The sequence below is a fragment of the Bradyrhizobium sp. Kon69 genome, assembly GCF_055807515.1.
Window position 1 is genome coordinate 210234 of sequence record NZ_JBVVOS010000011.1, and the last position, 13475, is coordinate 223708.

Annotated in this window: 10 protein-coding genes; 5 read left to right on the forward strand and 5 right to left on the reverse strand. The window is 64.3% G+C overall.

All coding sequences use genetic code 11. From position 1 onward, the window contains the following. Positions 1-17: 17 nt before the first annotated feature. Both AC0L3U_RS17235 and AC0L3U_RS17240 read right to left on the reverse strand, forming a co-directional pair. On the reverse strand, positions 18-1232 hold the full coding sequence (locus AC0L3U_RS17235; protein ID WP_473362516.1) for a hypothetical protein: 1215 nt from the start codon (positions 1230-1232) through the stop codon (positions 18-20). A 2-nt stretch (positions 1233-1234) separates the two neighbouring features. After that, positions 1235-2602 (reverse strand): APC family permease, encoded by a 1368-nt coding sequence (locus AC0L3U_RS17240; protein WP_473362517.1) that lies wholly within the window; start codon positions 2600-2602, stop codon positions 1235-1237. A gap of 329 nt (positions 2603-2931) precedes the next feature. Here AC0L3U_RS17240 and AC0L3U_RS17245 point away from each other — a divergent pair, with 329 nt between their 5' ends. Together AC0L3U_RS17245 and AC0L3U_RS17250 are read left to right on the forward strand one after the other, a co-directional pair. Next, positions 2932-4275 carry an alpha/beta hydrolase gene (locus AC0L3U_RS17245; RefSeq protein ID WP_473362518.1) on the forward strand — a complete coding sequence of 448 codons (1344 nt, stop codon included), beginning with the start codon at positions 2932-2934 and terminating at the stop codon, positions 4273-4275. A gap of 172 nt (positions 4276-4447) precedes the next feature. Further along, positions 4448-4774: a hypothetical protein gene (locus tag AC0L3U_RS17250; protein ID WP_473348078.1), complete on the forward strand. Its 327-nt coding sequence runs from the start codon at positions 4448-4450 to the stop codon at positions 4772-4774. A gap of 44 nt (positions 4775-4818) precedes the next feature. Here AC0L3U_RS17250 and AC0L3U_RS17255 read toward each other — a convergent pair whose 3' ends face one another. Next, complete coding sequence (locus AC0L3U_RS17255; protein WP_027567818.1) at positions 4819-5208, reverse strand: hypothetical protein; 390 nt, start codon at positions 5206-5208, stop codon at positions 4819-4821. Positions 5209-5300: 92 nt separating this feature from the next. Next, entirely contained in the window at positions 5301-6473 is a 1173-nt protein-coding gene (locus tag AC0L3U_RS17260; protein ID WP_473362519.1) for an MFS transporter, read from the reverse strand. 186 nt (positions 6474-6659) lie between these two features. On the opposite strand from AC0L3U_RS17260, the gene thrS reads away from it, so the two are divergent. The 3 genes from thrS (at position 6660) to AC0L3U_RS17275 (ending at position 10742) form a co-directional block, all read left to right on the forward strand. After that, positions 6660-8753 carry a threonine--tRNA ligase gene (thrS, locus tag AC0L3U_RS17265; RefSeq protein WP_473362520.1) on the forward strand — a complete coding sequence of 698 codons (2094 nt, stop codon included), beginning with the start codon at positions 6660-6662 and terminating at the stop codon, positions 8751-8753. 93 nt (positions 8754-8846) lie between these two features. Next, entirely contained in the window at positions 8847-9410 is a 564-nt protein-coding gene (locus AC0L3U_RS17270; protein ID WP_247400261.1) for a nitroreductase family protein, read from the forward strand. A gap of 63 nt (positions 9411-9473) precedes the next feature. Then, the gene (locus tag AC0L3U_RS17275; RefSeq protein WP_473362521.1) at positions 9474-10742 is read left to right on the forward strand and encodes a serine hydrolase domain-containing protein; all 1269 of its coding nucleotides are present in this window, start codon (positions 9474-9476) and stop codon (positions 10740-10742) included. Here AC0L3U_RS17275 and AC0L3U_RS17280 read toward each other — a convergent pair. After that, positions 10728-13190 (reverse strand): putative bifunctional diguanylate cyclase/phosphodiesterase, encoded by a 2463-nt coding sequence (locus AC0L3U_RS17280; RefSeq protein ID WP_473362522.1) that lies wholly within the window; start codon positions 13188-13190, stop codon positions 10728-10730. The two genes, AC0L3U_RS17275 and AC0L3U_RS17280, sit on opposite strands and share 15 nt — an antisense overlap. Between the last annotated feature and the right edge of the window lie 285 nt (positions 13191-13475).

Genomic DNA, 13475 nt, shown 5'->3' on the forward strand with positions numbered 1-13475 from the left:
CGGGCCGAGCACCAGGCTTAACGGGACCAGAAAAAGCGTCCGGGTGGCGGCGGGACTGGCTCGGGCGGACGTGGCCGTTTCGGACGCGGCGGTTTCGGCGGCGGCTCGGCGGACGAGGTGGTCTCCGCGCCCGGCGCCGTCTCGCTTCCCGGTACCTTCACCGACAGCAGCAAGTTCGACTCGTGCATCCGCCAGCGGTAACCGACGCCGAAGTCGATCGGCTGGGCGCGCGTGAATAATGCGGCGTAGCGTTCCTGGTAGCGGCCGGGGAATTCGCCGATCGGTCCGAGATAGCGGCCGAACGGGAAGAACCGCCATTGCCGCGAATTGTAGCTCGAAAGCGGAATGCCGGAATCGTCCTGGACGATGGTCGCGCTGTTGGCGAGCAACCAATCGCGCGCGACGGTGAAGTTGCCGGAGTGCAGCAGATAGGACGCACTCTTGATCAGGCTGTTGCCGGGGCCGAGCGTCTCGCAGAACTTCAGGAAGCCGGCTGCGCGTGCACCTGAATTGGAGAGATCGGTCGAGAAATAATACAGCGTGCGCGCCTCGCCGTCAGGGCCTGCAAAGGTGATGCGGGCGCCCCGCGTCGCGTTCGGTCCGGGATTGTCGTTGCCGACATGCACGCCGCCCTTGTCGTCGAGTGCGACCATCTCGACATTGCGGATGGTCTTGCCGGAGCGGACGAGGAAGACGTAGAGGATCGGCAAGGTGCCGTTGACCTGGTTGGTGTGCAGGTCGACCTTCATTTGCTTGGTGATGAAGAAGGAAAAGCTCAGGATCGAGCCGAGCGAGCGCTCGACATTGTAGAGCGCGGCGCCGACCGAGCCGCGCGGCAATCGCGTCAGGTCAGCCACCGCACCGACCGGCTCCAGCGCGCCGAGCACGTAAGTGCTGGCCTTGGGATAGAAGGCGTTGGCATAGAGGAAGTCGGGACCGCTGAACAAATAAAACATGGTCGGCCTGGGCGCCGCCAGATTGAGGTCGGCCCAGTTGCGGATCTTCGAGAGCTGGCGCTGCTCGAGCTGGGCGAAGGCGCCGTCGAAGAATTTCGCGTGCCGCTGCCAAGCCGGGTCCTTTGTAAGCGGCACCAGCGGCGAATCCGCCGAAGGCTGCATGCCCGCGAGGAAGCGCGCGGTGTCGTCGAAAGTTGCCTCGGCAGCACGTGCGGACGAGACGGCCGCAGCCAGCAAGGCGAGAGCGACGGCCGCAATTCTCATGGGTCGAAACATGTCTATTCGCGATGTGATGTAGTGCCAGCGGCGACCGGCCGCCTGCGGAAAACAGCATAAATCAACAGGCCCGAGAGCATGACGAGCATCCCCGACAGCGATTGCACGGGCCGCTCGGTCAACAAATAGTACATCATGAACGCGGTCACGAGCAGGAAAACGAGCGGCGTGAACGGGTATCCCCAGGCACGATAGGGCCGCGGCAAATCGGGATCGGTGATGCGCAGCTTGATGACGCCGGCGACCGTGAAGAACGAGCAGAACAAGAGCGCGAACTGGATGAAGTCCAGCACGGCCTCGAAGCTGCGCGTGAAGAGCAGCAGATTGGCGACGGCGAGCTGAAACAGGATGGCATAGGCCGGCGCGCCGCGCACCGATCTCCGCGAGAACACGCGCAGCGCCGGAATATCCTCCCCCATCGTCATCATCACGCGCGGGCCGATCCACATCATCGCGCTGATCGAGGAGATCAGGCCGAAGCAGATCATCGCGCCGACGATCCGGCCCCCGAGCTTGCCGAAGATCGCGCTGCCGGCGACGCTGGCGACGTCGAGCTGACCCGCGAGCGCGCCGACCGGGGTCGAATGGAGAAACACCGCATTCAGCGCGACGTACAGCACGAGCACGATCAGCGTGCCCGCGAGCAGCGCGCGCGGCAGGTCCCGCTGCGGCATGTTCATCTCGCCGATGATGTAGGTTGCTGCATTCCAGCCCGAGAACGAATACATCACGAACACGAGCCCGATCGCGAAAGGCGCGCTGACGATGTGCGCGAGATCGCCCGCCTGCGGCGTGAAGGCAATCGGCTGCGGCACGCCGACGATGAAGCCGGCAACCAGGAAGGCAACGATCAGCACGACCTTCAGGATGGTCGAGATCAACTGGAAGGTCGAGGAGTGCCTGACGCCGGTCAATTGCACGAGCGAGACCAGCCACACCACAGCGATGGCAAGCGGGATCGGCGGCACACCGGGGACGACCGATTTGGCGTATTCGCCGAACGCCATCGCGGCGAGCGCGACGGGTGCTGCAAAGCCAACCGTCGCCGACACCCAGCCGGCGAGAAAGCCGAAGGCGGGATGATAGGCACGGCCGAGAAAATTGTATTCGCCGCTCGAGCGCGGAAACATCGCGCCGAGTTCGCTATAGGAGAACACCCCGCACAGCGCGACGATCCCGCCGACCGTCCAAAGCAAGAGGATCGAGAAGCCCGAGGGAATGTCCTTGACCTGGAAGCCGAGGCTGGTGAAGACGCCGACCCCGATCATGTCGGCCACGACGATGGCGGTTGCGACCAGAACGGAGACCCCCGACCCGCTTCCGGTCAGCCGGCCGGTCCAGGGTGCAGTACCCGCGTCTGATGCCGTCATCGCCGTCCTCAACCTCAGGCGTCACGCCTCGTGGGAAGCATCGTGCAGCTCGGTCCAGTCAATTCAAGCAGGGTTAACAAGGGTTAAATGAGGCGGGGCCGCTTCGGTACTCTAGCACCATTAATCCACGATCCGGGCAATAAAGCTTCGTAAACACCGGGACATCCCGCCTCCCTCCCCCACAATCACGACACGATTGCGTGGTCCTTTTGAGCGTTCCGGATGTGGGGAAGTTTCTCCGGACACTTAACGTCGCCTAAACGCCCATCGGCTCAATTGCCTTAATGATTGCCGATGGACTTGTGGTCATGACTTGGGGTCATGGGTGAATGGTCGGGGCCGTTCCGAAACCGAGAGCTGACATCCGCGCCGACCGGACCACGTCCGGCGCGCGCGGTCGTGCGCTTCGGATCGCTCTGATCTCAGTCTTGGTGCCGTTGTCGCTGACCCTGGTTCAATGCGGCAAGGCACCCAATCCGGCAGCGCTCGCGGCGAACTCGCAAGCCAACGTCCAAGGCAACGTCCCAGCCAACGTGCAGGTCGTTGCGAAGACAAACCAGCAAGTCGCAAGCAGCGACTCGTTCGAGGATCGCTTCCCGGCCCCCCAGTTCAGGGAGCGCTTCCCATCCGCGAGCGAGGGTTTTCTGCAACGGCAGATGTCGGACTTCTCACCGAAGCGCGCCGTGCCGCAGCAGCCGGAGCAGGCGCCCTACAAGGTCGCTTCGCTCGCACCGCAGGCCCCCTACCAGCGTCCGCCGCGCGAGGACCTGACGACGCTCGTCAGCATGAAGTCGTCAGCTTTCCCTTATTTCGGCAACAACCCCGCCTCCGACGCGCCGTTCCTCAACATCTCCAAGGGCGACCGCCGCGGCCACCGCAGCTATTCCGGGCGCGTCTTCTGGCAGGACGAGACCTACAGCGATAACCGCGTCTTGATGCACGTGCCCGAGCATTTCGACGTGCGGAAGCCGGGCGTGATCGTGGTGTTCTTCCACGGCAATGGCGCGACACTCGAGCGCGATGTGCGCGACCGCCAGCTGGTGCCGCAACAGATCACCGATTCCGGCGCCAATGCCATCCTGCTCGCACCGCAGATGGCGGTCGATGCCGCCGATTCCAGCGCAGGAAAATTCTGGCAGGCCGGCGGCCTCAAGCGCTTCATCGACGAGTCGGCGAACCATCTCGCTCGCCTCACCGGCGATCCCAACAGCGCCCGCGCCTTCGCCAATATGCCGATCGTGATCGTCGGCTACAGCGGCGGCTTCCTGCCGACGGCCTGGAGCCTCGAGGTCGGCGGGATCAGCGACCGCGTCCGCGGCGTCGTGCTGCTCGACGCCGTCTATGGCGAGATGGACAAGTTCGCCTCATGGATCGAGAGCCACCGCTCCGGCTTCTTCGTCAGCTCCTATACCCACTACACCGCGCGGCGCGACCGCGAGCTGATGAGCACGCTGCGGCAGAAAGGTATCACCGTCTCCGAAGACATGGACGGCCCCTTACGTCCGGGCAGCGTGGTGTTCGTCGAAACCGGGGACGGCATCACCCATCGTGACTATGTGACCCGCGCCTGGACGCGGCACCCGCTCAAGGACGTCCTGGTGAAGATGTCGGCGACGCCATCACTCGCGCTCACGCGCGTGGCCTCCACCAATCCATCCGCATCGAGCCGGTAAGCTTCCGATATTGCGCCTGTCGGCATTTAGCTGCACGGCCCGCAATTCTCTCGAGCCTTGATCAAAATGTGATGTTGATGGCCGACGGTCCCGGTGCCGACCGGATTGCTTCCACTGGCAACAATCATACTTTGCCGACCAAGTTGTATTTGGGATTCTGCGGGGACATGCAGTGCGTCAGGGACTCTACAAGGTCGACTTCCACACGGTTCACGGCACCGGTTGCGGCGTCGTCTATGTGACCGAGGGCAAGATGCGCGGCGGCAACTCCGCTTTCGCGTTCATCGGCACCTGCACGGGCGAAGGCGACAGCATCAGAGTCAAGATCTCGACCGAGCGCCACAATGACGACCCTTGCTTCAAGGCGTTGTTCGGTCTTGACCGGATCACGCTGACGCTCGCTGGCCGGGAGGATGGCGACAGTGCGGAATTCGAAGGCACCGCACTGCAACTGCCGGGCGTTGCCTTCAGGGCCGTGCTGAGCCGGATCAGCGACTAACCGCCCGGCTGCTGGACCTTGGCCATCGGCCTCAGGTCTTGCCCTCAGGTTTTTGGCAGCTTCGGAATGCTCTCGGCAAAGCCGTTGAAGCAGGCCAGCCGTTCGTCCTCCTCCTTGAAGAAACGGCAATCGGCGTAGCCCTTGGCCTTCGCCGGCTTCGGCTTCGGCGTCGGCGCGATCACGGCGTCGTAGCAATTGAGCCGGTCCTTGGTGCCGTCGTCGAGATCGAGGCAGGCCTGGAGCCGCGCTGCGATGGATTGCGGCTTGCCCTTCGGCGCCGCAGCCGGCTTGGCCGCAGCCTCCTTGGTCCCTGCCTTGGTGCCCTTGGGCTTGACCTGCACCAACGGCTTGTCCCCGATCATTGGTGGCTTGTCGGCTTGCGCGAAAGCGGAAGCTGAATAGAGCACCGCGGCAACCGCCAGAATCATCCTCATTTCAGTCAACCCTCTTTGGTCCCCATGACCGGCCTTCTAGCCTCCCGGCGCGCGGTTTGCCAAGCACCTTGCGCACACGGACACGCTTCCGCTCACGCCGGGGCGGCAGTTGACGGCCGGGGCCGGGTCAGGACCACCAGGATCAGCGCCAGCACGACGAAACCGACCGCGACGAAGCCGAGCGTATGCAGGAGTTCGCGGGCGAACAGCAGTCCGCCGACGGCCGAGCCGACCGCCTGGCCGATATAGAGGACGGAGGTGTTGAGTGCGACGGTCGCCGATGCCAACGACGGTGCCGCCGAGACCAGCCGCACCTGCTGCATCGAATTGGTCGAGGCAAAGCCGAGGCCCCAGATCGCGACCGCACCCGCCATCAACGCGAGCGTGCCGGCGCCGAGCGCCCAGCCGGTGATCCCCGCAAGCAGCAGGCAGGTGAACAGCAGCGAGGTGCGATAAGGCCCTGATGTGTCGACGATGCGGGTCGCGATGACAACGCCGAGGAAGCCGCAAACGCCATAGAGAGCGAACACCATGCCGATCGCATCGGGCGCTGCGCCGGTCAGCTTGTTGAGCAGCGGCCCCATGAAGGTGAACACCACGAACTGCCCGGACATCTGCAACATCGTGATCGCAAGCAGTAGCAGGATCGTTCTGTTGCGACCGACCGCGCTCCAGGTCTTCAAATCCACCGGCGACCCCTTCAAACCCGCGGGCAGCCGCATCAGCAACAGCAGCAAGCTTACGCAGCCGAGCGCGCCGATCCCGCCATAGGCCGCGCGCCAGCCATAGCGGCTGGCGATGAAGGTGATCAGCGGCAGGCCGACGGCGGCAGCGAGCGACCAGCCGAGAAAGATGTAGGCAATCGTGCTGCCGCGACGCTCCTCCGATACGATCAACGCCGCCGTACCGGCGGCCTGCGGCGTGTAGAGCGCGCCGACCGCGAGCATCACCAGGCGGATGACGAGGAGGCTTGCATAATCGGGCGCAACGGCAGAGGCGAGATTGCCAAAAGCGAGCACCGCGAGCGTCGTGGTGAGCAGCGTCCGGCGCTCGATCCGGCTGGTGAGCCAGGCCGTCGGCGGCGAGCCGATGCACAGGATGATGGCGCCGAAGGTGATCAGGAGCGCGGCCGCATGGATGCTGACGTCGAGCCCCGTCGCCAATTCCGGCAGCATGCCGGCCGGCGCCAAGACCGAGCAGCCGGTGAGAAGATTGCCGAGCATCAGGGCGGTGGGCGCGAAACGGCCGGCGCGTGCGTTTTCCATGCAAACGCATGTAGATCCGCCTTGCGACCAGTTAAAGGGCATTGCCCGGAATAGTTCGTGCAGCGCCCCCGCTTTTGCGCGCCGGTTTCTTGGAAATGCCGGATTGCGCAGGCCGAATCGCCTGATATATCGCTCGTTCCCGCTTACCTGCGCTCGTTCGCAGGAGTGAGCCCCAGGAGACACGCCATGACCGACCAGCCCAAGGACCCGTCCAAGGACCAGTCCAAGGACCAATCCAAGTCCGAACAGCCCAAATCCGAATCCGGCTTCCAGTACAGCCTCAGCAATTTGAGACCCGTGACCCCACCGGAAAAAATCACCCTCACTTTCCCCGACGGCGCCCGGCGCGAATACGCCAAGAGCATCACCGGCCTCGAACTTGCCAAGGGCATTTCGCCGTCGCTGGCCAAGCGCACGGTCGCGATGGCGCTCGACGGCGTGGTCTCCGACCTCGACGATCCCATCGAAGCCGATGCCAGGATCGAGCTGATCAACCGCGACGATCCGCGCGCGCTCGAGCTGATCCGCCATGACTGCGCCCACGTGCTTGCCGAAGCCGTGCAGACGCTGTGGCCGGGCACCCAGGTCACCATCGGCCCCGTGATCGAGAACGGCTTCTATTACGATTTCTTCCGCAACGAGCCATTCACGCCGGAAGACTTTGCCGCGATCGAGAAAAAGATGCGCGAGCTCATCGCGCGCGACAAACCTTTCACGAAAGAGGTTTGGGATCGCGAAAAGACCAAACAGGTGTTCCGCGACAAGGGCGAAGCGTTCAAGGTCGAGCTGGTCGACGCCATTCCCGGCAACGAGCCGATCAAGATCTACTACCAGGGCGACTGGTTCGATCTCTGCCGTGGCCCGCACATGACTTCGACCGGCAAGGTCGGCAACGCCTTCAAGCTGATGAAGGTGGCCGGCGCCTATTGGCGCGGCGACAGCAACAACCCGATGCTGACCCGCATCTACGGCACGGCGTTCGCCAAGCAGGAGGACCTCGACGCTTATCTGAAGCAGATCGAGGAAGCGGAAAAGCGCGACCATCGCAAGCTCGGGCGCGAGCTCGACCTCTTCCATTTCCAGGAGGAAGGCCCGGGCGTCGTGTTCTGGCACGCCAAGGGCTGGACCATCTTCCAGCAGCTGATCGCCTATATGCGGCGGCGCCTGGCCGGCGACTATAGCGAGGTCAACGCCCCGCAGATCCTCGACAAGTCGCTGTGGGAAACCTCCGGCCATTGGGGCTGGTACCGCGAGAACATGTTCGCGGCGCAGTCGGCCGGCGAGGAGGCCGAGGACAAGCGCTGGTTCGCGCTCAAGCCGATGAACTGCCCGGGCCACGTGCAGATCTTCAAGCATGGCCTGAAGAGCTACCGCGACCTGCCGCTGCGCCTCGCCGAGTTCGGCGTGGTGCACCGCTACGAACCATCAGGCGCGATGCATGGATTGATGCGCGTGCGCGGTTTCACCCAGGATGACGCGCACATCTTCTGCATGGAGGATCAGCTCGCCGACGAGTGCCTGAAGATCAACGAGCTGATCCTGTCGACCTACGCCGATTTCGGCTTCACCGGCGATCTCACCGTGAAGCTGTCGACCCGGCCGGAAAAACGCGTCGGCACCGACGCGATGTGGGATCACGCCGAGCGCGTGATGGCGACGGTACTGCGCGAGATCCAGTCGCAGAACAATCACATCAAGACCGAGATCAATCCGGGCGAAGGCGCCTTCTACGGGCCGAAGTTCGAATATGTGCTGCGCGACGCCATCGGCCGCGACTGGCAGTGCGGCACCACGCAGGTCGACTTCAACCTGCCGGAACGGTTCGGTGCGTTCTACATCGACCACGACAGCGGCAAGAAGCCGCCGGTCATGGTGCACCGCGCGATCTGCGGTTCGATGGAACGCTTCATCGGCATCCTGATCGAGCACTATGCCGGCAACTTCCCGCTCTGGCTGTCGCCGGTGCAGGTGGTGGTCACCACCATCACGTCGGAAGCCGACGAGTATGCCAAGCAGGTGCTGGAGCAGGTCCGGCGTGCGGGACTTCGGGCCGAGATCGACCTGCGCAACGAAAAAATCAACTACAAGGTCCGCGAGCATTCGCTGGCCAAGATTCCGGCACTGCTCGTGGTCGGCAAGAAAGAGGCCGAGACGCAGTCGGTCTCGATCCGCCGGCTCGGCAGCGACGGTCAGCAAGTGACGACGACGGCGGAGGCGATCGCGGCCCTCGTCGACGAAGCGACCCCGCCGGATGTGAAGCGGGCGCGCGGCGCCGTCTGACATCTGAAATCGGTCTAAACTCGCTTTCGGTTGCGGGCGTGCATTCCTATGTGGGGATTGCACGCCCGACGACCAGCCGAAGAGGAAACCGCAGTGCCAGACGCCATCGAACTCCTGAAGACCCGCCGCTCGGTCAAGCCGCGCGAGATGTCCGGACCCGGCCCCTCCCCCGCCGAGCTCGAGACTATCCTCACCATCGGCGCGCGGGTGCCCGATCATGGCAAGCTCGCGCCCTGGCGCTTCATCATCTTCGAGGGCGATGCGCGTCAGCGCGCCGGCGAGGTGATCGCGAAGGTGTTTGCCCGGAAGAATCCCGGCGCGGCGGCGGCCGATGTCGAGACCGAGCGCAAACGCCTCACGGATGCGCCGCTGGTGATCGGCATCGTCAGCTTCACCAAGCCGCATCCGAAGGTGCCGGCCTTCGAGCAGGAATTGTCGGCCGGCGCCAGCGTCATGAACATCGTCACGGCCGCGACCGCGCTCGGCTACGGCGCCTGCTGGCTGACCGGCTGGTTCTCGTTCGATCGCGACGTGCTGGACGGCCTCGGCCTCAAGCCGGACGAGAAACTCGCCGGCTTCGTCCATATCGGCAAGCCGACCAGGCCGAGCGAGGACCGTCCGCGACCGGTCCTTTCTGAAATCGTGACGCGATTTTAATCGAAGGCGTGTTGACGCCTTCGACGTCTTGCGGCTTTGATCCCGACAAGGGAGGAAGCCCGGATGAAGCGTCGTGAATTTCTGGTCGGAGCCGCGCTGCTGGCCGGCACGATGGCGCGAAGCCGCGCCGCCGATACCCCCGCTCCGTCGTCCGAGGGGCTCGACCGCATCACCGCGTACTTTGACAACGAGGTAACGAGCGGCCGGCTGCCGGGCGCCGTGGTGCTGGTCCAGCAGCACGGCAAGCCGGTCTATCTGAAGACTTTTGGCGTGCGCGACACCAGGACGGGCCTCGCGATGACGCCCGACACGATCTTCGCCATCCACTCGATGACCAAGCCGATCACCTGCCTTGGCGTGATGATGCTGATCGACGAGGGCAAGCTTGCGCTCGCCGATCCCGTGTCGAAGTACATTCCTCTCTTCGCCGACACCAAGGTGGGCCTCGAGGTCACCAATCCCGACGGCACGTTGCATCTGGATCTCGTGGCCCCGGTCCGTCCCGTCAACATCGAGGATCTGCTGCGGCACACTTCGGGCATCAGCTACGACTATATCGGCGGCAAATGGGTCGAGCAGGCCTACAAGGCCGCCAATATCTTCGAAGGTCAGTTCAACAACAGGGAATTCGCCCAACGCATCGCGAGGCTGCCGCTGGCGCGGCAACCTGGAACGCTGTGGCGCTACGGTCATTCCACCGACGTGCTCGGCAGCGTCATCGAGATCATCTCGGGCCAGACGCTGTACGCATTCCTCAAGCAGCGCATCTTCGATCCGCTCGACATGAGCAGCACCAAGTTCGCGCTGGGGACCGAGGACGAGCTCGCGCGGATGGCACGGCCGCTGCCGAACGACAACATCCTGCTCGCCGCCGAGCGCGACCGCCTGGACCATCCCGAATGGCAGTCCGGCGGCGGAGGACTGCTCTCGACCATCACCGACTATCAGCGCTTCGCGCAGATGCTGCTCAATGGCGGCGAGTTCGACGGCAAGCGCTATCTGAGCCCCGCCGTGTTCAAGGCCATGACGACCGATCACGTCGGGCCGGGCTCGGGCGTCGGACGCGATTACTTCTATTTTCCGGGTGACGGCTTCGGGTACGGGTATGGCCTCGCGGTGCGGACCGATCCCGGCAACGCCAGACCGCCGCCGCCGGGCTCGCTCGGCGAGTTGAAATGGGACAGTGGCAGCGGCACCTATTTCGGCGTCGATCCCAAGCTCGACATGGTCTACCTGCTGATGCAGCAGACCCAGAACGAGCGCAGCCGCATCACGCCCGCCTTCAAAGCGCTGGTCTATGATTGTTATCCGCCCGAGTTACGCCGCCCGTGAAGCACGCTGGCCGAAATCGGCGAGCAGCTTTGCGATCTCGGCGGCCGGCCGCGCCGCGCTGAACAAGAAGCCCTGCACTTCGTTGCAGCCTTCGGCGCGCAACCTCGCGAGCTGATCCTCGGTCTCGACGCCTTCCGCGGTCGTGGTGATGTTGAGGCTGCGGCCAAGCCCCGAGATCGCGCGAACTATCGCGACGCAATCGGGCCGCCCTGCCAGATCCTTGACGAAGGAGCGGTCGATCTTGATCTTGTCGAAGGGGAAGCTGCGGAGATAGCTGAGGCTGGAATAGCCGGTGCCGAAATCATCCATGGAGATGCTGACGCCGAGCTCGCGCAACTGATGCAGGATGGCGAGATTGGCGTCGGTCTCGGCCAGGAAGATCGACTCGGTGATCTCGAGCTCAAGCCGCTTCGGCGACAGGCCGGACTGCGCCAGCGCCGAGATCACGACCTGAACCAGATTGCGGCTGCGGAACTGCGCCGGCGACAGATTGACCGCGACCTTGACGTCGACGGGCCATTTCACCGCCTCGGAGCAAGCCACGCGCAGCACCCACTCACCGAGCTGGCTGATCAGGCCGATGTCCTCGGCGACCGGAATGAACTCCGCCGGCGAGATCATGCCCTTGTCGGGGTGACGCCAGCGCAGCAGGGACTCGAAGCCGGAGATGCGGTCGGAGGCGATCGAGACCAGCGGCTGGTAGTGCAGCTCGAACTCACCATTGGCAAACGCGCGGCGCAGATCGAGCTCCATGTCACGGCGCTTCTGCGCCTGCAGATCCATCTCGCGCTCGAAGAAATGATGCACGCCGCCGCCGTCCGATTTCGCCCGGTACAGCGCCATGTCGGCGTTGCGCATCAACTCTTCCGACGTCACGCCATCGCCCGGCGACAGCGCGATGCCGATGCTGGCGCCGATCACCATCCCCTGCCCGTCGATCTCATAGGGCGCCTTCAGCATGTCGATCAGCAAGCCCGCGCAGGCGCTGGCCTCGTTGGGCGAGACGTCGGCTGCCAGGATCACCGCGAATTCGTCACCGCCGAGCCGGGCCGCGAGATTGGCGCTGCGGACCGCGGTGCTCAGACGGGCGGCAACCTCCTTCAACAGGCGGTCGCCCACCGGATGGCCGAAGGAATCGTTGACGTTCTTGAACAGGTCGAGATCGAGGTAGAGCACCCCGACCCGCTTTCCGCTGGCCTGGTCGAGCGCCTGCTTCAAGCGCTCCTGGAAATATGCGCGGTTCGGCAGATCGGTGAGCCCGTCATGGTGCGCCATGTGGGCGATCCGCGCCTCGGCCTTGCGCCGTTCGGTGATGTCAACCACCGCGACCAGATAGCCGTCGCGATCGTCGAAGGCGACGCGGCGGCCGAAGGTCAACACCTCGATCTCGCTGCCGTCGGCGCGCAGATGCCGCCAGTTGCGCGAGGAGTGATAGGCGTCGCCGATGCGTTCGAGCGCCTCGGCATGGCTGTCCCACTCGTCCTGCGGCCAGATCTCGTGCAACTTCATGCGCAGGAAGGCGGCGCGGCTGTAGCCGTAATGCTGGACCGCGGCGTCGTTGACGCTGAGAAACTGCTTGCTCGCGGCGTCGAACACCCACATCGGCATCGGGTTGTTGTCGAACAGCAGGCGGAAAGAGGCGTCGCGCCGCTTCAACACAGTGACATCCGAGATCGTCAGCGAGACCACGTCGGCAAACGCGGTGGCGCTCAGCCGGAGATGGCGTCCGTCGCTCTCGATCTCGAGCTGCTCGCCGCGACCGCCGGAGACGGCCTTGAGCAGGAAATCCATGACTTCAAGCGAGGCCAGCGGCGTGTCGCCCTCGCCGATCCGGCGCCAGAGCAGGCTCGCGCCTTCGGCCTTCAGCAGCAGCGCCGCACTCTTGTTGTGGTGCACGATCTGGAGATCGAATGGCTTGCCACCCGCGTCGCGCAGCGTCGCCAGCGAGAGCACCGCGTCGTCGGTCGACGCGAAGATCGCGTCCAGCAGATTGTACTGCGCGCCGCGTTCGTTGATGTAGGCGCCGACCAGCGTCGCGCCCCACCGCGAGGCGGTCGGCAGCGCCAGCACATCGTATGTCCTGACCATGCCGTCGCGCACGCAATGGGCGCTGGCCAGGTGCGGCCGCCCGTTGGCAAGCGCGCTCGCCGCGGCTTCCGACAGCGCGGTGGCGCAATCGGGCGAGAGCGCGGCGACCGGGATGTCCCAACGCTCTTCGCCCAGCCATTTCTGCACGTAGCGTCCGCTGCGCGACAGTTCGAGCGCGCCGTCGCCCTTGAGCAGCGCGATGTGGTCGGCGAGCCGTCCCAGGCTGCCGAGCATCACGTCCTCGTAGCGCGGCAGCCGTTCGCCCGGCTTCAACGCGGCACGCCATTTGCGCTGAAGCACCGGGATGTCGTCAAACATTTCGGCGGCCGGTTTTCCCGACATCTTCTTCGCGGCACTCATGGCAGTCCCCAACGCACATTCCCGCCGCATCCAATGCAGCCGCGCTTAACGGCGTGTAAAGAGCGCGCGCGTGCGAGTTCCGTTCGGTGATTATGACAGTTTAAAGTCGGGCGTTGGTTAGTGGGCGTTAGAGACTATGACGGTTGTGCGAAGGCGTTGCGGAGGCGGCGCGTGAGACCAAAGCTTTGGCGCGCCGCCGCATCAGCATCGTCATTGCTGTGCATGTTCACTAATTCGCTGATCGAATTCATCCTGTACGGGGAGAATTCAGATGCGAGACAACAG

Coding starts and splice junctions, on each gene's coding strand:
- AC0L3U_RS17235 (WP_473362516.1), bottom strand. CDS start 1,232: ATGTTTCGACCCATGAGAATTGCGGCCGTCGCTCTCGCCTTGCTGGCT.
- AC0L3U_RS17240 (WP_473362517.1), bottom strand. CDS start 2,602: ATGACGGCATCAGACGCGGGTACTGCACCCTGGACCGGCCGGCTGACC.
- AC0L3U_RS17245 (WP_473362518.1), top strand. CDS start 2,932: ATGGTCGGGGCCGTTCCGAAACCGAGAGCTGACATCCGCGCCGACCGG.
- AC0L3U_RS17255 (WP_027567818.1), bottom strand. CDS start 5,208: ATGAGGATGATTCTGGCGGTTGCCGCGGTGCTCTATTCAGCTTCCGCT.
- AC0L3U_RS17260 (WP_473362519.1), bottom strand. CDS start 6,473: ATGGAAAACGCACGCGCCGGCCGTTTCGCGCCCACCGCCCTGATGCTC.
- thrS (WP_473362520.1), top strand. CDS start 6,660: ATGACCGACCAGCCCAAGGACCCGTCCAAGGACCAGTCCAAGGACCAA.
- AC0L3U_RS17275 (WP_473362521.1), top strand. CDS start 9,474: ATGAAGCGTCGTGAATTTCTGGTCGGAGCCGCGCTGCTGGCCGGCACG.
- AC0L3U_RS17280 (WP_473362522.1), bottom strand. CDS start 13,190: ATGAGTGCCGCGAAGAAGATGTCGGGAAAACCGGCCGCCGAAATGTTT.